This window comes from Rhodococcus sp. P4_B6, assembly GCF_056402215.1.
Genome location: NZ_JBFUHV010000012.1, coordinates 17,296 through 36,199 on the forward strand (window position 1 = coordinate 17,296; position 18,904 = coordinate 36,199).

Annotated in this window: 15 protein-coding genes and 1 pseudogene; 6 read left to right on the forward strand and 10 right to left on the reverse strand. The window is 67.0% G+C overall.

Annotated elements, in window-relative coordinates; translation table 11 throughout:
• Nucleotides 1-30 precede the first annotated feature (30 nt).
• The 3 genes from AC1DWT_RS08170 to AC1DWT_RS08180 are packed head-to-tail and all read right to left on the reverse strand — an operon-like array spanning nucleotide 31 to nucleotide 3,552.
• On the reverse strand, nucleotides 31-1,125 hold the full coding sequence (locus tag AC1DWT_RS08170; protein WP_072943686.1) for a Zn-dependent alcohol dehydrogenase: 1,095 nt from the start codon (nucleotides 1,123-1,125) through the stop codon (nucleotides 31-33).
• Nucleotides 1,126-1,139: 14 nt separating this feature from the next.
• Nucleotides 1,140-1,919 carry an enoyl-CoA hydratase/isomerase family protein gene (locus AC1DWT_RS08175; protein WP_477920223.1) on the reverse strand — a complete coding sequence of 260 codons (780 nt, stop codon included), beginning with the start codon at nucleotides 1,917-1,919 and terminating at the stop codon, nucleotides 1,140-1,142.
• A 10-nt stretch (nucleotides 1,920-1,929) separates the two neighbouring features.
• Entirely contained in the window at nucleotides 1,930-3,552 is a 1,623-nt protein-coding gene (locus AC1DWT_RS08180; protein WP_477920225.1) for a class I adenylate-forming enzyme family protein, read from the reverse strand.
• 307 nt (nucleotides 3,553-3,859) lie between these two features.
• Between AC1DWT_RS08180 and AC1DWT_RS08185 the strand changes: the two genes are divergently transcribed.
• Entirely contained in the window at nucleotides 3,860-4,540 is a 681-nt protein-coding gene (locus AC1DWT_RS08185) for a TetR/AcrR family transcriptional regulator (RefSeq protein WP_477920227.1), read from the forward strand.
• A 42-nt stretch (nucleotides 4,541-4,582) separates the two neighbouring features.
• Here AC1DWT_RS08185 and AC1DWT_RS08190 read toward each other — a convergent pair whose 3' ends face one another.
• Complete coding sequence (locus AC1DWT_RS08190) at nucleotides 4,583-6,052, reverse strand: MFS transporter (protein WP_477920228.1); 1,470 nt, start codon at nucleotides 6,050-6,052, stop codon at nucleotides 4,583-4,585.
• Between the two features lie 290 nt (nucleotides 6,053-6,342).
• Between AC1DWT_RS08190 and AC1DWT_RS08195 the strand changes: the two genes are divergently transcribed.
• A complete protein-coding gene (locus AC1DWT_RS08195; RefSeq protein WP_206014219.1) occupies nucleotides 6,343-7,020 on the forward strand; it encodes a TetR/AcrR family transcriptional regulator in 678 nt (225 codons plus the stop codon).
• 66 nt (nucleotides 7,021-7,086) lie between these two features.
• Here the strand turns inward: AC1DWT_RS08195 and AC1DWT_RS08200 are convergent, their stop codons facing one another.
• From AC1DWT_RS08200 to AC1DWT_RS08210, 3 genes are read right to left on the reverse strand one after another with little or no spacing between them, the layout of a single operon-like run.
• Complete coding sequence (locus AC1DWT_RS08200) at nucleotides 7,087-7,860, reverse strand: gamma-glutamyl-gamma-aminobutyrate hydrolase family protein (RefSeq protein WP_477920230.1); 774 nt, start codon at nucleotides 7,858-7,860, stop codon at nucleotides 7,087-7,089.
• A complete protein-coding gene (locus AC1DWT_RS08205) occupies nucleotides 7,857-9,212 on the reverse strand; it encodes a glutamine synthetase family protein (RefSeq protein WP_095865553.1) in 1,356 nt (451 codons plus the stop codon). Before AC1DWT_RS08205 ends, AC1DWT_RS08200 begins: the two co-directional genes overlap by 4 nt.
• Nucleotides 9,205-9,870, reverse strand: coding sequence for a hypothetical protein (locus AC1DWT_RS08210; protein ID WP_206014217.1), 666 nt, complete (start codon nucleotides 9,868-9,870; stop codon nucleotides 9,205-9,207). Before AC1DWT_RS08210 ends, AC1DWT_RS08205 begins: the two co-directional genes overlap by 8 nt.
• Before the next feature lie 157 nt (nucleotides 9,871-10,027).
• Between AC1DWT_RS08210 and AC1DWT_RS08215 the strand changes: the two genes are divergently transcribed.
• The gene (locus AC1DWT_RS08215) at nucleotides 10,028-10,993 is read left to right on the forward strand and encodes an alpha/beta hydrolase (RefSeq protein WP_477920232.1); all 966 of its coding nucleotides are present in this window, start codon (nucleotides 10,028-10,030) and stop codon (nucleotides 10,991-10,993) included.
• Nucleotides 10,994-11,009: 16 nt separating this feature from the next.
• Here AC1DWT_RS08215 and AC1DWT_RS08220 read toward each other — a convergent pair whose 3' ends face one another.
• Nucleotides 11,010-11,720, reverse strand: coding sequence for a TetR/AcrR family transcriptional regulator (locus AC1DWT_RS08220; protein ID WP_095865550.1), 711 nt, complete (start codon nucleotides 11,718-11,720; stop codon nucleotides 11,010-11,012).
• Nucleotides 11,721-11,861: 141 nt separating this feature from the next.
• Between AC1DWT_RS08220 and AC1DWT_RS08225 the strand changes: the two genes are divergently transcribed.
• Together AC1DWT_RS08225 and AC1DWT_RS08230 are read left to right on the forward strand one after the other, a co-directional pair.
• Nucleotides 11,862-13,250: an APC family permease gene (locus tag AC1DWT_RS08225; RefSeq protein WP_206014214.1), complete on the forward strand. Its 1,389-nt coding sequence runs from the start codon at nucleotides 11,862-11,864 to the stop codon at nucleotides 13,248-13,250.
• The gene (locus AC1DWT_RS08230; RefSeq protein ID WP_206016134.1) at nucleotides 13,250-14,395 is read left to right on the forward strand and encodes a serine hydrolase domain-containing protein; all 1,146 of its coding nucleotides are present in this window, start codon (nucleotides 13,250-13,252) and stop codon (nucleotides 14,393-14,395) included. Before AC1DWT_RS08225 ends, AC1DWT_RS08230 begins: the two co-directional genes overlap by 1 nt.
• A 19-nt stretch (nucleotides 14,396-14,414) precedes the next feature.
• Here the strand turns inward: AC1DWT_RS08230 and AC1DWT_RS08235 are convergent.
• Together AC1DWT_RS08235 and AC1DWT_RS08240 are read right to left on the reverse strand one after the other, a co-directional pair.
• Nucleotides 14,415-14,594 (reverse strand): annotated as a pseudogene (locus tag AC1DWT_RS08235) (FAD-dependent oxidoreductase); the annotation flags it as partial.
• A 196-nt stretch (nucleotides 14,595-14,790) separates the two neighbouring features.
• Entirely contained in the window at nucleotides 14,791-18,054 is a 3,264-nt protein-coding gene (locus AC1DWT_RS08240) for a protein kinase domain-containing protein (protein WP_477920235.1), read from the reverse strand.
• Between the two features lie 241 nt (nucleotides 18,055-18,295).
• Here AC1DWT_RS08240 and AC1DWT_RS08245 point away from each other — a divergent pair, with 241 nt between their 5' ends.
• On the forward strand, nucleotides 18,296-18,826 hold the full coding sequence (locus AC1DWT_RS08245; RefSeq protein ID WP_072943712.1) for a DUF1269 domain-containing protein: 531 nt from the start codon (nucleotides 18,296-18,298) through the stop codon (nucleotides 18,824-18,826).
• Nucleotides 18,827-18,904 lie beyond the last annotated feature (78 nt).

Genomic DNA, 18,904 nt, shown 5'->3' on the forward strand with positions numbered 1-18,904 from the left:
GGTGCGTGGGTATGGTTGGGGTCGGTGCGGTCACACGGTGAGGTCGGCGACGATGCGGGTCACCTCGCCCGACTTCATCGCCTCGAAGCCCTTGTCGATCTCGCGGAACGGGATCACGTCGCTGACCATCTCGTCGAGCAGCAGGCTGCCCTGGAGGTACAGACGCGCGAACTGGGTGATGTCCTCGTGCGCCTGGCCGGAGCCCATGTACGAGCCGATGAGGCGCTTCTCGCCGAAGAAGAAATCCGACGCGGGAACGGTGAGGTCGGTGCCGTCCGGTGCGATGCCCACCAGGCATGCGGTACCCCTGGCGCGCAAGACCGACAGCGCGGTGGCCGCGGTGCGCGCGGAGCCGACGGCCTCGAACGAGTAGTCCACCCCGTCGCCGAGCACCTTCCGGATCTCGGTGGGGACATCGGCCGCGCCGTTCACGGTGTGCGTGGCACCGTATGTCCGCGCCGCCGCGAGCCGCGCATCGTCGAGATCCACGGCGACGATCGCCGAGGCACCGGCGAGCCGCGCGCCCTGGATGATAGCCGACCCGACACCGCCACAACCGATCACGGCCACGGTGGCGCCGGGGCGTACCTGCGCGCCGCGGAAGACGGCACCGACGCCGGTGATGATGCAGCACGACAGTAGGCACCCGACGTGCAGCCCCACCTCGTCGGGCACCGTCACCAGCGAGTTCTCCCGCATCAGGGTGTGACGGGAAAACGCGCCGATGTCGCCGAGCCGCTCCACGACCCGGCCTCCCGGCCGCTGGAAAGCGGGCCGGGGCCGCTGCCGGATCTGCGAGGCGCGCTGGCACTGCGTCGAGTGCCCGGCCTGACAGTTGCGGCACAACCCGCACGAGGGCGTGAGGGCGCCGACGACGCGGTCGCCCGGACGCAACGAGGTCACCGCGGAGCCGACCGACTCGACAATGCCCGCCACCTCGTGCCCGACCACCACCGGCAGGTCGGCGTGCACGGTACCGGTCATGTAATGCAGGTCGCTGTGGCACAGGCCCACGTTGGAGACCGCGACGCGGACCTCGTGGGGCTCCGGGTCGTCGACCTGGATCTCGGTGAATTCCAGCGGCTCGTTCACCGCGGTGAGAAGTGCTGCTTCGGTGGTGATCACTCTTGTCTCCGATCTCAATTGCTCGTCGTGGGCGCCGTCGGCGCCGCGTTCTTCGATGCCCAGAAGCCCTCGATGCCCTCGGTGAAGGCGCCGGACTCCCACGAGTGGCGGGCGGCGTCGTCTTCGCGGGCGAACGCGGCCTCGATGTCTTCGGGCCGCGGCCGCAGCAGACCCAGGTGCAGTGCGGTGGTACGGGGATCGGAGTTCCACTGCCCGACCACGTCGACCGCGCGGTCCACCAGTGTCTGCGGGGCCACGATCTCGTCGAGCAGCCCGATCCGCAGAGCCTCGTCCGCATCGATCCGGCTGGAGGCCAGAATGATTCGCATCGCATGGTTCCGAACCAGGCGACCCAGGAGGAAGCTCGAGGCGTTCGAGATGATGATCCCGCGGTGGTTCTCCGGCTGGTAGTACTCGGCGGCGGGAGTGCCGATCCGGGAGTCGCAACACAACGTGATCTCCGAGGCGCCGCCGACCGCGATCCCGTTCACGGCCGCAATCACGGGGACCTTCGTCTCGAGAATCGCGCGGGTGATGTCGTGGAACGTCGCGAAGGCCTCGTGAATCTCGTCGTAGCTGGTCGGCACCGACTGCAGGTCCTCACCGGCGGAGAAGGCCCGCCCCGCACCCGTGAGCACGATCCCGCGGACGACGTCACCCGTCCCGAACCGGCGGATCGTCTGCGCGAACCTCACCCGGGTGGCCACGTCCATCACGTTCAGCTTCGCCGGACGGTTCAGTGTGAGCACCGCGACGTCACGGTCGATGTGCACGTCCAGGTAGTTCTCGGTCATGTCCGGCTCCTCAGCTACCGCTGCGGACGGTGCGCGGCGGTTGCAGGTCGTAGGTGGTGCGCGGGTGTTCTGCGGAGCGCGCCTTCAGGACCGGCTTCGACACACGCTCCGACGGGGTGCGCGGGAAATCGGCGACGAACTCGACGTAGCGCGGAACCTTGAAACGTGCCAGCTGGGCTCGCGCGCCGTCGACGATTCGCTCTGCGGTTCCGCGGCTCTCGTCGACGCCGGTGGCCAGCTGCACGAAAGCCTTGACCTCCTCGCCGAACAGCTCGTCCTGGACGCCGACCACCGCTGCCGCGACGACGGTGTCGTCGCGCTCCAGGACGCGTTCGACCTCGGCGCTCGCGATGTTCTCGCCGCCGCGGCGGACCATGTCCTTGATCCGGCCCACCAGGCGGTAGCTGCCCGCCTCGCGGACCGCGACATCGCCGGTGTGCAGCCAGCCGTCGCGCAGGACCTGCGCGGTGTCTTCGGGCCGGTTCCAGTAGCCCAGCATCATCGGTCTGCCCGAGGTGATCAGCTCGCCGGATTCTCCCTCGGCAACCTCCGCGCCCTGCGGATCGACCACCCGGACCTGCTTCGTGGGAACCGGCTGCCCCAGCCGCCCGCTGCCGACGTCGGCCGAGCGCTCGGGGAAGCTGACCAGGTCGACCCCGCTTTCGGTCATTCCGAAGATCTCCCGCCACGGTGCACCCCAACGCTGTTCGAGCTCAGCGTGCAGCGCGACGGGGATTGCCGAGCACAGCACGAGGCGTAGGTAGTTGTCCCGGTCCTGCGGACTCGGCTCCTGCTTGAACAGCAGCGTGGGCATCGAGCCGAGCACGTAGCAGAATGTGGCCCGGTGCCTGCGGACGTCCGCCATGAAACCCGAGGCGGAGAACCGGGGCAGTACCACCAGCGGTGCGCCGATCGTGAGACACAGCGAGGTGTTCCACTGCGGGTCCATGTACGAGAACGGCTGCGAGGTGAGCGCCACGTCGTCGGCCCCGAGGCCTGCCGCGCTCGCGCAGACCCACCCCAACCGAACCCAGTAGTCGTGGGTCAGCATGCACGCCTTCGGGAATCCGGTAGTGCCCGAGGTGTACTGGAGATTCGCGAGCGTCTCGCCGGAGATGGCGACCCCCGGCCTGTCCGCCGGATACTGCGCGAGTTCGTCGCACGAGGCGGCTTCGACGATCCGGACATCGGCCAGATCGGCGTTCGCGGCGCGCACCTGTTCGACGAGTGGGGTGTGTTCGGCGTCGGTGACCATCACCCGGGCGCCGGAATCCCGCAGCACGAATTCGAGGTCTGCGCGCTGATATGACGAATTGATCGGCACCGCGACGCCGCCGGCCGCGAGAATCGCGAGCCAGGCGACCGGCCACTGCACCACATTGGGCAGCATGATCGCGACCCGGTCGCCTTCGCGGACCCCGTCCTCGCAGACAAGTCGCTGCGCCAGGCGTGACGTCCAGTCGTCGATCTCGCCGAAGGTCCACGACCCTTCCGTGAACCGGAGGAACTCGCGGTCCGGATACCTGAGGGCCTGGATCGCCAGCAGGCCGACGAGGGTGTCGATCGGCGGGTCCTGCGCCAACCGGGCCAGGGCTGGTACACGTTCCAGTCGAACTGAGTCGACTCCGGTCATGGTCATCCTCTTCAGACTTGTCGGGTGCGATGCGGCGTTGATGCGGGTGCTGCTCGCGATCTCATGTCGTGACGGCGCATTTCGCGGTGCGCTCGTGCCCCTCCGACCGCGATGGCGCCGGGCACTGGGCTCAGTCATAGCGTAGAAGAACATAGTCATATGATCAAGGCAAATGACTAGATACTCATAAACGCTGCGAGCCGTGAGGTTCCCATCTCGGCGATGAGGCAGCTCGCCCGCCCAGCCGACTGGTAGCGTTTGCATTGACTTGATCAGTCGTTCACATCTGATTCGACAGGAGAAACGCATGGCCCGCATTCCTGCCGCCGAACGTCGCGCCGAATTGGTGGCGGCGTCCGTGCGCATGATCGCCGCCCACGGAGTGGACGGCGCGACCACACGCCGCATCGCGCAGGATGCGAACGCTCCGCTGGCCACGCTGCACTACTGCTTTGCCACGAAAGAGGTGCTGTTCGCCGCGGTCTTCGAACACGTCACCGCGCAGTATCGAGAGGTGCTGGCGCGCAACGATGTCCAAGGTGACATCGAGACCACCGCGCGCGCCCTGTTGCGCGGCGTGATGGAGTGGTACCTGGCGAATCCGGATTTCGGCGCGGCGATCGTCGAGCTGATCAGCTGGGCCCAGCGTCAGGAGGGCAAGCAGGCCGAGGTGGTGTACGACGAGGCATTCGCGACCATGCGGCCGATCCTCGAGGCCGCCGCGACCGATGCGGGCCAGTCGGTCGACCCGAAAACGATCGCCGAACTGGCCTACATCGTGTCCACACTGTCCGACGGATTCGCGCTCAACTGGCTGGTGTTCACCGACCGTACAGCGGCCGAGCTGCAGATCGAGCTCGTCCTGGGTGTCCTCGACGCGTGGATGGCCGCCAACGTCGGCGATGTGCCCAGACCGGCGGCTCCGGCCGCGAAGGCGTCACCCGAAGACGCCCTGCGTTCGCTGGTGTCCTGGGTGAGCGTGGAGTGACGCACCCTCGACGCCGAGCGTGGAGACAGGCGTGGGACTGATTCAGAACACGGCGCTGTCGACGCGTCGACCGGACCGGGCGCGTGACATCAGCACGGTCACCACGACGAGCAGGGCGAGAACTCCCGACAGCCAGTAGCCGGTGCCGTAGAGGCCCTTTGCCGCGACCTCGAGGCCGGTGCCGACCACCGGAACCAAAGAGGCACTGAGGTCGCCGCTGACGAGTGCCGTGCCGAGGGCGAAACCCACGGCCATGGACGTGCCGGCGACACCGGCCGCCATCCCGGCCTTCTCTTCGGGCACTGCCATCTGCACCATGGTGAAGCCGGCTGCGTAGCCGATTCTGGTCCCGAGCCCCATGACGGCAGCGCCCACGAGGTATTGCCACTGCTGGTCGTGCGCCAGGGCGAGCCAGGCCAGCCCCGATGCGCTGGTGAGCGCTCCGATGACGAAGACGGGGACACCACGGCCGTTGAGCAGGGCGCGGTCGAGCACGGTTCCGCGGACCAGGAACGCCGCCGCGAAGGGTGCCATGAGCCAGCCCGTCTGCAGCGCGCTGAGCCCGAGTCCGTAGGAGTCTTCGGGCCGAAGATTCTCGGGAGAGATCTGGGCGTACGTGCTGAGCAGCAACAGAAAGGCCGAGTTCACCGCTGCGAACAACGCGATGCACAGGCACGACGCGGTGACCAGAGGCGTCTTCATCATTGCGACGTCGAACACCGCCGAGGTCGACCGGCGCTCGACGCGCACCCATGCGATGCCACCGACGATGCCGACCACCAACGGAACGAGTGCCGCGACGCCCCACACGAGGCCTTGCGTCAGAGTCAGCAGGATCGCCGCGACCCACGCGATCATCCACACCGTGCCGAGTACTGCGATGCGGCCGTTACGCTCGGCAGGCGGGGCATGTGGGATCGTGACAAAGCACGCAATGGTCGTGGCCGCGCACACTGCGGTGAGGATGACGAAGAAGCTCCGCAGCGACAGGCTCTCGACGATGAAGCCGCCGCCGATCATGCCCACGACGATGCCGACACCGGTGGCGACGACCAGAACCCCGACGCCCACCGTGATGCCCTCCTCGCCGAGATTGCGACGCAGGAAGCCGAGCGGAAGCAGCTGCGCCGCACCACCGAAGCCCATGAGCATGCAGCCGACCAGGAGGGTCGGATAGGAGTCGCCGACAGCCGGAATGGGCGCGCCGACCGCCAGGAATGCGGACGCCGCCACGGAGGCGTTTCGGTCGCCGTACAGATCGGCGAGGCGCGGCAGCAGGATGAAGCCCGCTCCCCCGCCGAGGGTCAGCGCCGTGTACAGCCACGTCGTCTCGGCCACTGTGGCAAGGCCGTACTGCGCCTGGATGATCGGCAGCAGCGGCGGCAGGATGAAGATGACGGCGTTGGTCAGGACGATCAGCAGCGTGCCGACACCGATGAGCACTCCTTTGTTCGGCGCAGGGCGACCGACAACCTCACTGGCGAGTCCGGCTTGCGGGTGGATCTCTGTCATAGGTTTCTCCGATTCGTGATCAGGCGCGGGAGTTCGTTCGTCGTCATGAGGGGTCTGTTCCTTCGAAAGTGGGCTGGTCGCAGTGAAGGGACGCCGACGACTGTGTGATCCGGCTCATACCGTAGGTCAAGTCAGTCATACGATCAAGATGTTTGACTCATAAATTTGATGGCACTACCTGCAGCTCGAGGCGGCCCCTCTCGGCGATGTGCCAGCTCACTTTCCGATCCGACTGCTAACGTGGGAACCGACTTGATCATCTGCTCAGCTCTGTCCAGACAGGAGAACGTATGGCTCGCATCCCCGCCGCCGAACGTCGCGCCGAACTGGTGGCGGCAGCCGTACGCGTAATCGCCGCCCACGGGGTGGACGGCGCCACCACTCGCCGCATCGCGGAAGAGGCGAACGCACCGCTGGCCACGCTGCACTACTGCTTCTCCTCCAAGGAGGTGCTGTTCGCGGCGGTGTTCGAGTACGTCAACGCGCAGTATCGAGAGGTGTTGACGCGCAACGATGTCCAAGGCGACGTAGCGACCGTCGCCCGCGCTCTGTTGCGCGGCGTAATGGAGTGGTACGTGGCGAATCCCGATCTCGGCGCGGCAATCGTCGAGCTGATCAGCTGGGCCCAGCGCCAGGAGGCCAAGCTGGCCGAGATGGTGTACAACGAGGCATTCGCGACCATGCGGCCGATCCTCGACGCCGCCGCTACCGCTGCGGGCCAGTCGGTCGACCCGAGAACCATCGACGAACTGACGTACATCGTGTCCGTATTGTCCGACGGATTCGCGCTCAACTGGCTGGTTACCGACCGCACATCGGCAGAGCCGCAGATCGAGCTCACCCTCGGCGTGCTCGACGCGTGGATGGCCACGAACCTCGGCGCTTCCTCCGTGCCGGTGGGCCGAGCGTCGACGGTCTCCTCCCAGCCAACCCTGCGCTCGCTCGTGTCCTGGGTGAGCGTSGAGTGATACCGCACTGATCCGAAAGACAGCTGTCGGCCGCCCCTTTCGGTGGCGGCCGACAGTCTCTTGTGGTCAGATCCGCYGGTTGCCYTCGGCGACGATCCAGCTCAGCGCCGGATCGTCRCGTTCCATCCACTCGGGATGCCACTGGACACCGAGCACCGCGGCCCCCGGCAGCTCGACCGCTTCGACGACGCCGTCGGCCGCGCGACCCGTGACCACGAGGCCGGTACCGCAACGGTCGACCGCCTGGTGGTGCCACGAGTTGGTCACCGCGCCGGCACCGAACAGCCGTTCCGCGATCGAACCGGGCTCGAACGTCACCTTGTGGTCGTCGGCACCGTCGGTGAGCGGGGGCGAAACCGACAGGTGCTCGACGGAGCCGGGCGGGAGGTCGGCGATCAGCGTGCCACCGAGAGCGACGTTCAGGATCTGCAGGCCGCGGCACACCCCGAGTACCGGAATGGGCCTGGCGAGTGCGGCACGCACGAGAGCGATCTCGAACTCGTCCCGATCAGGGTCGTGGACCATCGGATCGTCCCGCGGATCCACGTCCCGGACCACCGACGGGTCGCCACCCCAGCGCGCGGGATGAACGTCCTGGCCTCCGGTGACGACCACGCCCGCCAGCCAGTGGCAGAGTGCCTCCGGGTCGGCATCGTAAGGCAGGTTCACCGGAATGCCACCGGCCCTGGCGATCCGGTCCGAGAAGTCGGACATGAAGGCGTCGGCGAACAGGTGGCCGTAACGCTTGTCGAGTCCATCGACCAGCCCCAGCCGGAACCGCCGGCCGGTGATGCCGATCAGCGGCCGGATGGTGCCCGGCGTCGCGTTCTCCGTGCTCACGGGAACTCGAAGTATCGCGCCGACTCCCATTCCGAGAGCTCGGCGAACGGATCGCCCCCCGCGGTGTGGAACTGCATCCACTCCCATCGGCGGGTACCCACCCAGTAGTCGACGAACTCGTCCCCGAGTTGTTCGCGCAGGATCGGATCCGCCTCGAGAGCGGCGGCCGCCTTGGTGATGGAGTTCGGCAACCGCTCGAGATCGGGCGCACACCACGCCATGTCGTTGACCGGCTCGGGCGGCTCGATCGCGCCGTCGAGGCCGGCGATCACCCCGGCGAGAATGGCCGCGACCGCGAGGTACAGATTCGCGTCGGCACCGGGAACCCGGTACTCGAGGCGGGAGTACGCCGGATGCCCGCACACCGCACGCACCGCGGTGGTCTTGTTGCTGATGCCCCACGTGACCGTCGTCGGCGGGCCGCTCAGGTCGACCAGGCGGCGGTACGAGGTGATCTGTGGGAGCACGATCGACGTCGCGCCCTGCATCGTCGCGAGGAGTCCGCCGATCGCGTGCCGCATCGTCGGCGAGGGTCCGTCCTCGGCGTAGAACGCGTTGACCCCGTCGCGCTGCAGGGACAGGTTGACGTGCGAGGCCTGACCGTATCCGGCCGTCGGCTTGGCCATGAAGGTCACGGTGTGACCGAGTTCGAAGGCCACCTCGCGCATCACCTGCCGGGCGCGAGCCCAGGCATCGCACACCGAGATCGGGTCACCGGGAACCAGGTTGAGTTCGACCTGGCCTGCCGCGTCCTCGTCGCTCCACGCCTCCCACTCGATGCCGATCTCTTCGAGGCGACGGGCGACCGCCGACATGTAGTCGACCCAGTCCTTCGATTTCGCGAGGTGGTACGCGGTTCCGGCGGAACCGCCGAGCGGCGTCAGGTCGCGATATCCCTTGGCGCGGGCCTCGTGAATGGACTCCTGGAACAGGGTCGCCTCGATCTCGACCGCCACGGTGGCCGTGAAACCATGCGTTGCGAGTCGGTCGACCAGCTTTCGGGCCAGGTTACGCGGACAGGTCCCGACCGGGGTGCCGTCGGTCTGCCAGTAGTCACCGATCACGGACTGCAGGCCGGGCTCCCACTGCACGAGCGTCGACATGTCGGGCCGGAACTGGACGTCGGCCAGGTGCCCACGCCAGTCGGGGTAGGCGAATCCAAACGTGGGGTCGTTGCCCAGATCGAGGCCGAACAGGAGATCGGCGAACGCGAAACCCGACCCCGCGCTCGCGGCGAACTTCTTGGGCGCCACGTTCTTTCCGAGGAACGAGCCATCGTGATTGGTGGCCTCGAGCCGGACCGTGTGGACGGCGGCATCGCGATCCGTTGCGGTGGCGGTGATTTCAGACATCGTATCGAACCTTCCAGGATGCGGCGACGAGCACCGACAGCTGAGAGAGCGTGCCGCGCACGCCGATCAGACCGGTGGACAGGGCGGCGATCAGATCGTCGGCGCCCGAGAAGATCCCGGCCAGCAGCTCCGGGGGGCCGGCGATCACATAGTGCGTCTCACCCTCGCCGACGACCAGCTGGGCCAATCCGTCGGGGCCGTCCGCGACCGCGACGAGCACGTCGGGGATCCCCGGTACCGACCGGGCCGCGGCCCAGAACGCCTCCGCGGCAACCTGCCAGTCCGGCAGCGGCGGCGACAGCAGTGCCAGCGACGTTGCCGCGAGGTCGCGCTCGCCCGCGGGCTCGCCGACCGGGGCGAGCCGCGCGTTCAGGTCGACGGTCAGGGTGACGTCGGGTGAGGTGAACACGCCGCTCGACACCGCGACGACACCGTTGGAGATGCTGATCGTCGCAGCCTGCGGGGTGTCGTGGGAGCGGACCGCGACGATGCCTTCCACCCCCTCCACGATGGAATCCGCATGGTTCGCGCGGACGGAATCGGTGATCGTGCGGCCGATCAGCCGGACGATCGGACTCGCATCGTCCTCGATCCGGATGTCGACCCCGTCGACCGCGTCGGCCTCGCATGTCGCGTGGCCGATCGTCGTTTCGGTCATCCTTCAGTCCTTTCGATTCGACGAGATCATGTGCGCGGTACACCGTCAGCAGCGGATCCCAGTTGGAATGCGACCTTCACAGTCAAACGTCTTGGTCACGTGACTATGATGGTGAGGCACAGATCACTTGTTGTCAATGACTTGCGAGGTTTCCGAGATGAACGACGACGCGCCCACCTGGTGGAATCTGCTCGACGGCGATGCGCAGGCCGCGGCCCGGATGATCGCCCACGCCCTGCAGAAACCGATCCGGGAGCTGGGACCGCAGCAGGCCCGGGCGCTCCTGAACACGACTCCACCTGCCGAGCCGATCACGCCGCTCGACCGTGTCGAACAACTGACCGTGCCGACCCGCGCAGGTGCGATCCGGGCTCGCCTGTACCGCGCGAACAGTGCCGCTCCGGACGGCGACACGCCCGCCCTCGTCTATCTGCACGGCGGAGGTTTCGTCCTGGGAACCCTGGAGGGAGCCGACGAGCTGTGTCGCGCGATCGCCGCCGGATCCGGATGGACGGTCGTGTCCCTGGACTACCGGCTGGCTCCCGAGAACCCCTACCCGGCAGCGCTGGAAGACTGCCTCGACGCCTACGCGTGGCTGACCGGGACAGCATCGGAGTTCGGTATCGATCCGGGAATGATCGCGGTCGGGGGCGACTCCGCCGGCGGCAATCTCGCCGCCGCCCTCTGCCTGCACCGACGCGACGAGCGCAGCCCCCTACCCGCGACTCAGGTCCTTGCCTACCCCGCCGTCGACGGGACATTCACTACGCCGTCGTGGTCGGAATTCGCCGATGCGCCGCTGCTGAGCACCGTGGACGCGCGCTGGTGCTGGGACCACTACGTCGGCCCCGGACTTCGGGCGGACGACCACCTCGCGGCACCCATGCGCGCCGCATCGCTGCGCGGCCTGCCGCCTGCCCTGATTCTGACCGCGGAGGTCGACCCGATCCGGGACGACGCCGAGGCATACGCCGGACGGCTGCGGCGCGACGGCGTCCCCGTCTCGCTGACCCGCTATGCCGGCGTCTTCCACGGTTTCGTCACCGAGATCGGTGTGTTCGCGCAGGCGAAACAGGCGATCGACGAGGTGTGCCTGCACCTGCGCGAGATCGCGCGGGCATAGCTCGTCGCTCAGCGCCTCACAGACCGGTTTCGCGGCTCTCGCGTTCGGCCGCCGCCAGGATCGCCTCGATCACCACGTCGAAGACGGCGCGGCGATCGATGCTGGTCAGTTCGGTGATGTGGGCACGGGCGGTGGGGTACTCGCCGTCGGGCAACTGGGCGTAGATGCGGGTCCACGACGACGCGTCCTTCGCCTGGATCTCGGGGTCCAGGGTGGCGAGTGTGGCGACCTGGCCCGCGAGCCCGAGCGCAGCGTCGACGAACGCCCGGTAATACCGGACGGTGGCGCTCCGGGACAGACCGGACCGCGAGAACGTGTCGAGAATCAGCTCCACCATCCGGCGCTCCGCAGGCCCGCCGGTCGTGCGCGCGAACGTCAGCGCGGCGATCGCCGGTGAGTGGGCCGCCGTCGCCCAGATCCGGTCGGCGATCCGCCGCAGCGTGTCCTGCCAGTGCTCGTCCTCGTTCACCTCGCCGATCTCGTCGAGCTCGATCGCGGTCGCGTGATCGTAGACGGCGAGCAGCAACTCGTCCTTGTCACGGAAAAGCCTGTACAACGTGCTCGCGTCCACGTTCAGCGCTTCGCCGAGCCGTCGCATCGTCAGCCCACCGACACCTTCGCGTCGGGCGAGTTCGAAGGCCGCCGCGACGGCCGCCTCCTGTTGCACACCCCTGCGTTCCCGCCGGGAGGGCCGCGGCGTCGTCGCAGGTGCCGAGTCCTTTGCCATCGTTCTCCCCTCGATTCCCGCGTCCACCGTAGCAATCCCTGTTTCCGACCGCGTTGCCAACAAAACTGTCAACGCTGTTGACAACAACGATGCGATGCCTGTTTAGTGTGGTCGATCACAGCACTCCACGGAGGAATTCACATGACGGATTCGCAGGCCGCGACAGCGACGGACGAACCTCGATTGACCCCGCGACTGACGCTTCCGTCCGTCGTGGCATTCGGCCTGTCGTATATGGCGCCGAGCCTGGTCATGATCATTTTCGGCGTCATCGCCGTGGCGAGCGCGGGCACGGCGCCCACCGCGTTCCTCGTCGCGACGGTGGCGATGCTGCTCACCGCACTGAGCTACGCCCGCCTCGCCCGGATCTGTCCGGTGTCGGGTTCGGCGTACTTCTACGCGCGCCGCAACCTGGGGTCGTCGGTCGGATTCCTGGTGGGATGGGCCATCCTGCTGGACTACCTGTTCCTGCCGATGGTCGCGTGGCTGGCACAGTCGATCCTGCTCAACGCCCAGTTCCCCGCCATCCCGATCTGGGTGTGGATGTTGATCAACGCGGGTCTGACGACAGCCGTGAACGTGATCGGCATCGCGCTCGCCGACCGCATCAATCGGGTGTTGCTCGCCGTGTCGGTGTTCCTCGTGTTGCTGTTCTTCGCCTATTGCGTCAAGTTCGTCGCGGGCAACCCCGTCGCGTCCTACACGGAACCGTTCTGGAATTCGAACAGCATGATGTCCGGCATCTCGGTCGCCGCGGCCATCGCGGCGTACTCGTTCCTCGGGTTCGACGCCGTCACCACTCTCGCCGAGGAGACCAAGGACGCCGCCCGCAACATCCCGCGAGCCATAATCTGGATCGTCGCGATCGGCGGCCTGATCTTCGTCACCGTCGCGTACGTGATGCAGCTGGTCCACCCCGGCGGTGTCTTCGAGGACGCGCAGGCGGTGGCGTACACGATGTCGGTCGACGTCGGTGGCCAGTTCTACGCCGATTGGACGAACCTCGCGGGCATCGTCGCCGGGTCCGCGTCGTGCCTGGCCGTCCAGCTCAGTTCGAGCCGACTGCTGTACATCATGGGCCGGGACGGTGTGCTCCCGCGTCGCCTGTTCGGGAAGCTCAACGCCCGCACGCGCACTCCGATCTTCTGCGTGCTGGTGACCGGCGCGATGTGCTTCGTCGGCATGAACATGCCCCTCGAAACCGCAACAGGATTCATCAACTTCGGCGCATTCTCGGCGTTCACCGCTGTCAACCTCTGCGTCATCGCCTACTACGTCCGCCATCGCTCGACCCGGCCGCTGAGCAGAATTCGCTTCGTCGTGATGCCGGCGATCGGCGCAGCCGTGACGCTGGGCATGATCACCCAGCTCAGCGAGCACGCACTGATCTCGGGCATCTCCTGGCTCGCCGTCGGAATCGTCTACCTGGTATGGCTCACTCGCGGATTCCGCCGGCCGACACCCGAAATGAACCTCACCCACGAGCAGGATGTCGTGGCCGCCGCACAGATCAGCGAGGGCCGGAAATGATGATCGGAACCGAACCACTTGTCACACTCGCGGATTGGCAGAGTCCCCCGCACAACCGGTACACCTTCGGCCGAATGCGCCAGATGGTGCCGACGGCACGAGTCGCGGCAGGCCCCGCACCGTTGCGGCTACCCGAGGACGGCGCACTCGACCTCGATCTTCCCGTCGGCAACGAGACCGTGCGTTCGATCCTCGAGCGCACCTACACCGACGGCTTCATGGTCCTGCACCGCGGCGCCGTGCTCGCGGAGCTGTATCCCGGCGATCTCGACGCCGACCGGACCCACATGCTGTTCTCGGTGAGCAAGTCGATCGTCGGCACGGTGGCCGCGAACCTGATCGCGACCGGCACATTGGATCCCGACGCCCCACTCACCGCGTATGTTCCGGAATTCGCCGACTCGGGCTACGCCGGAGCCACCGTGCGGCACATTCTCGACATGCGGTCGGGTATCCGATTCTCGGAGGAGTACCTCGAACCCGGCGCCGAGGTACGCCTTCTCGACCAGGCCGTCGGCTGGGTTCCGCGCGTCGACGATTGGGTCCCGCAGTCGATGTATGGATTCCTTCCGATGCTGAAAGCGGCTCGCCCACACGGTGGCCCGTTCGAATACCGATCGTGTGAAACGGACGTACTCGGATGGGTCTGCGAACGCGCCGCCGGTGAGCGCATGCCGTCGCTGCTGTCGCGCCTGATCTGGTCCCGGATCGCCTCGGACGACATGGATGCCGGAGTGGACCGCGCGGGAGCGGTATTCGCCGACGGCGGGCTCGCCGCCACACTCCGCGACGTGGCGAGATTCGGCGAGATGCTCCGATGCGGCGGACGAAACGCCACCGACCAGGTGGTGCCGCAATCCTGGATTGAGGACGCCCTGCGCGGCGCGCCCGATTCCCGTGCAGCGTATGCCGAGTCACCGATCGCGACGCCACTGCCGGGTGGCATGTACCGCAACCAGTTCTGGGTGCCGCACGCCGATCGGCAAGTGCTGCTGTGCCTGGGGATCTACGGCCAATCCATCTACGTCGACCTCGACCGAGACGTCGTGGTGGTGAAACTGTCGTCGTGCCCGACACCGGTGGACGACGAACTCGACAACGCAAGCTTCGCGGCCGCCGAGGCGATCGCGGCATCACTGGCCTGACCGGCAATCCCGGCCGGCCTCACGAGTTCAGTTGTGCCAGCACTTCGGCCGCGGCTCGGTAGCCGGACCGAATCGCCCCGTCCATGTAGCCGTTCCAGGTGTCGGAGGTTTCCGCGCCTGCCCGGTGCACACGCCCGATGGGATCGGACAGGGCGGCACCGTACTGCGTCCACACGCCCGCACCGAGTCGGCCGCCGTAGGCAAGCAGCTGGTGATCCCGTCTCGGCCTGGGACTTCAGTACTCTGCTCGGTGTGGCCATTCGACCGTGGATGCCCGGCACGGACCGTAACCCATTCGGCTGGTGAACCGCCGCTGACCGGCCACCGGACGCGATCGTGCAGCAGTGGGCCGAACGCAGTGATCGCCTTCGTCGTCGACACGGTGGAGGCAGAGGTCAGGTCGATTGCCGCTCCTCCACGACCCAGGCCGCGACCTGGGCTCGCGAGTTGAATCCGAGTTTGGTGAGTATGTGTTCGACGTGTCCCTGCGCGGTGCGTTGTGAGATCACGAGCCGGGCGGCGATGGCCTTGTTGGTCAGCCCCTCGGCGATCAGCTCGGCGACCTGTCGTTCACGTTTCGTCAGTTTCACCGATCCGGAGGGTCCGGAATCTTTCTGGAGCCGTTCGCCGAGTGCGTACGAGACGGCCGAGTCGAGATCCATCTTCCGGCCTTGTTGCTGCGCCTGCTCGTAGGCGTTCTCGGTGAGCGCCCCGCGGACGACCCGTTCGCACTCGTCGTGATGAACGAGCAGGTCGGGGACGAAAACCGAGGAACTTCCCACTGCGTGACCAATGGCTTCGGCGGCTCCCATCAAAATGCCGGCGCGCTCGGGATCACTGCCGCCGGCGATCCACGCGAGAGCTTCGAGGCTGTTTGCGCAATTGACCGGATCGTCGACGAGACGGCTGAGCCGCAGCCCCTCCTCGAGCAATTCGGTTGCACGACGCCGTTCGCCCTGTCGCCACTGCGCAACCGCCATGACCCACAGGACGTAGGCCCGGTACACGGATTCGCCGTGGCGATCGGTGATCGAGAGGGCTTCCTCGTAGCAGTCGACCGCCCGGCCAGGATCGTCGTCGAGCAGCTCGTAAGTCAGACCGAGCAACGTGAGCGTCTCGACGTGTATGACCAACTCGCGCTCCGCTTCTCGAAGCACAGTGAGGGCCCGCTCGAAACCGGTACACGCGCGCACGAGATCACCGTTGAAGATCCCGAAGACGCCGTCCGCGTGATCGACGATGGCGCGCGCGACGGGATCGGGCACATGGTCGGCAAGGGCATGCGCCTGCTCGACGAGGGCAGCACCTCGCTGATGGTCCCGTTGCTGTTCGGCCATCAGGCAGTTGGCGTAGAGCGCTTTGACCGTCACGATCGTCGGCGGCAGATTCGGTGACGAGAGGAATCGGTCGAGCCAGCGCCGTGTCTCGCTGAGCAGACCGCGCGTACTCCACAGCAGGGACGCGGCGGTCGCGATCTGCAAACCTTCCTCGACGTCGCCCTCGGTCAGGCAGAATTCCATGGCATCCCGCAAGTTCGGCTGCTCGCGACTGAACCGGGAGAGCCATTCGATCTGCCGAGGGCCTATGAACTCGGCTTCAGCGGTCCGGGCCAGCTGGCGATACCAATCCCGGTGCCGACGACGCAGGTCCGAATAGTCGCCGGTCTGCTGAGCCTTTTCCCGGCCGTAGTCGCGGAGAGTCTCGAGCAGCCGGTATCGCACCGTGACGCCCTGGTCCTCCCGGTTCAGGATCGACTTGTCGACGAGCGATGCCACCGCGTCCAGGAGGTCCTGTGCGTCGCTGTCTGCACCGCATACCTGTTCTGCCGCATCCAGTTCGAAGCTACCCGCGAATACCGACAGTTGTTCCCATGCGCGTTGCTCTCGCACGGTGCAGAGTTCGTAGCTCCAATCGAGGCACAACCTCAACGTCTGCTGGCGCGACGGTGCCCCGCGGCTTCCGCGTGTCAGCAACGCATAGCGGTCGCTCAGGCGTTGCAGGATCTGCTCGGGCGACATCGCCCGCAACCGCGCCGCCGCCAGTTCGATCGGTAGCGGCAACCCGTCCAGTCGGCGGCAGATTCGGGTCACCGCGGTCTTGTTCGTCTCGGTCAGGGCAAAGGCCGGTACCGCGGCGGTGGCGCGTTCGGTGAACAGCGACACGGCGTCGTAGCGGGGAAGACCCTGGAGTGACGGCTCGCGATCCGGGTCGGGGACCGCCAGCGGTGGGACGCGCAAGGTCGCTTCACCGCCGATTGTCAGGGGTTCCCGGCTGGTCGCGAGAACACGCAGGCGGGGGCTCTGTTGCAACAGTGTCGTCGCGAGGTCCGCCACGGCATCGACCACTTGTTCGCAATTGTCCAGTATCAGCAGAAGTTCTCGCGAAGAGAGGAAGTCCAGCAGGACTTCACGAAGAGACCGAGCCGTCTGGTCACGCAATCCGAGGGTGGTGGCGACGACGTCGATCACCAGAGACGGGTCGCGGACCTCCCCGAGTTCGACGAGCCATGCCCCGTCGGCGAATTCGCGCTGCATTGCCGTAGCGACGCGTATCGCCAGACGGGTCTTCCCGACTCCGCCTATTCCGGTCAGCGTCAGCAGCCGCGATGCTGCCAGTAGATTTTTCGCCTCGGTGAGTTCGTGCCTGCGCCCGACGAAGCTGGTCAATTCCAGCGGGAGATTTCCCGTCCGATGAGCGGAGGGACCGAGCGGTGTTCGCCGTGGAGTGTCCGCCGGGTCCGGGGCGGCGGTGGTCGGCGATGCGTGCAGAGCCATGACGTCGACGGGCACACCACGGCCAAGCTGGACGTCGCGCAGCTTCTCACCGAATGCGGCGGCAGAGGGTGGCCGGTCCTCGGGTCGGCGGGCCATTGCCTGCTCGATCACGGCGGTGACGTCGTCCGCGATCCCCTGCTCCCGAAGGTCCGGTGTCGGTTCGGTGGTGATGCGGACGAACTGGGCCACCAACTGTTCGCCGCTGCGCCGCTCGAACGCTGCGTGCCCGGTGATCGCACAGAACAGGGTCGCACCCAGCCCGTAGATATCCGACGCCGGGCTCGCGGACGCGCCGCCGAGGACCTCGGGCGCGGTGAACGCGGGCGAACCCGTGACGATGCCCGTCGCGGTTTCGAAGCCCCCGGACATGTGGGCGATCCCGAAGTCCGTGAGAGCCGGCTCGCCGTACTCGGTGAGGAGGACGTTTGCGGGTTTCACGTCACGGTGGACGATGCCCTGCCGGTGTGCGGTCTCGAGTGCACCAGCGAGCTTGACCCCGAGGTGCAGCACCTCGTCCACCGACAGCGGACCGTGCCGTCGGATACGAGTGTCCAGGGAGCCCTGCGGGTGGTAGGGCATCACGAGAAACGGATCACCGCTTCCCGTGATGCCGACTTCGAGCACGGTCACAATGTTCGGGTGGCCGGTCAGACGACCCATCGCCCGCTGTTCCCGGAAGAATCGTTCCCGATTCTCCTTCGCGAGATCCGTGGTCAGAACCTTGACGGCGACGGTCCGGTCGAGCGTGGCCTGCGTGCACCGGTAGACGACGCCGAAGCCACCGCGCCCGATCTCCCGGGCGTCGTCGAATCCGTCCGCACTCAACTGCGCGGTGGCCGTCGGGTCCACATCGCGTTGGGTCTCGAACGGATCGTCATCGGCCACTGCTAGGTCGATTCATCCGAGCCATGTCGCCGGTTCAGCACCACTTACCTCTCGAGGACGCCTCCCCAGGATATCGCCGACGACGGGCAACAGCGGTGACGTTTGCGCGGCGGAGACATCGTGAGCGCTCGCTGCGCGCCGACGACACGCCGGTGATCACCCGTTTTGGGCGATGCGAGCGGGACCGCGGGTGCCGAGGCTGGAAGCGGGTCCACCGTCAACCAACCCATCGGAGGAAATCATGGCCCTCGATACATTCGCCCTACTCGCGGCGGTCTATGACTCGCAAGACGCCGCGATCGCCGACTACGACGCCGTGCACGATCTCTACGTCGAGGCGGACCTGATCGATACCTACGATGCGGCCGTCATCACCCGGACCGAAACCGGCAAGGTCAAGATCGTCAAGAAACATGAGCAGCCGACCCGGCAGGGAGCGTGGGGTGGGCTCGGCATCGGCCTGGTTGGAGGTGCACTGGTTGCCCTGTTCCCGGCCGTCGGGCTCGGTGCCGGGTTGTTGCTGGGCGGTGCCGGCGGCGCCGGTCTCGGGGCACTCGGCGGGCACGTCGCCGCCGGGATGAGCCGCTCCGACCTCAAGGACGTGGGTGAGCTACTCGACGACGGGGACAGCGGACTGATCGTCGTTGCGGCGACGGACCTCGAGGCGCGGGTCGAGAAGGCGCTCGAACGCGCATCCAAGGTGACAAAGAAGCAGCTCGAGGCGGACACGGAGCGGGTCGGCAAGGAGATCGACGAGGCGTCCAAATCCTGAGATCCGGCGCCTGAACCGCGTATTCCGCGTGGCATCCGGCGCAGCCGACCCACCGTAGTGGCACCCCCGCTCGTAGTG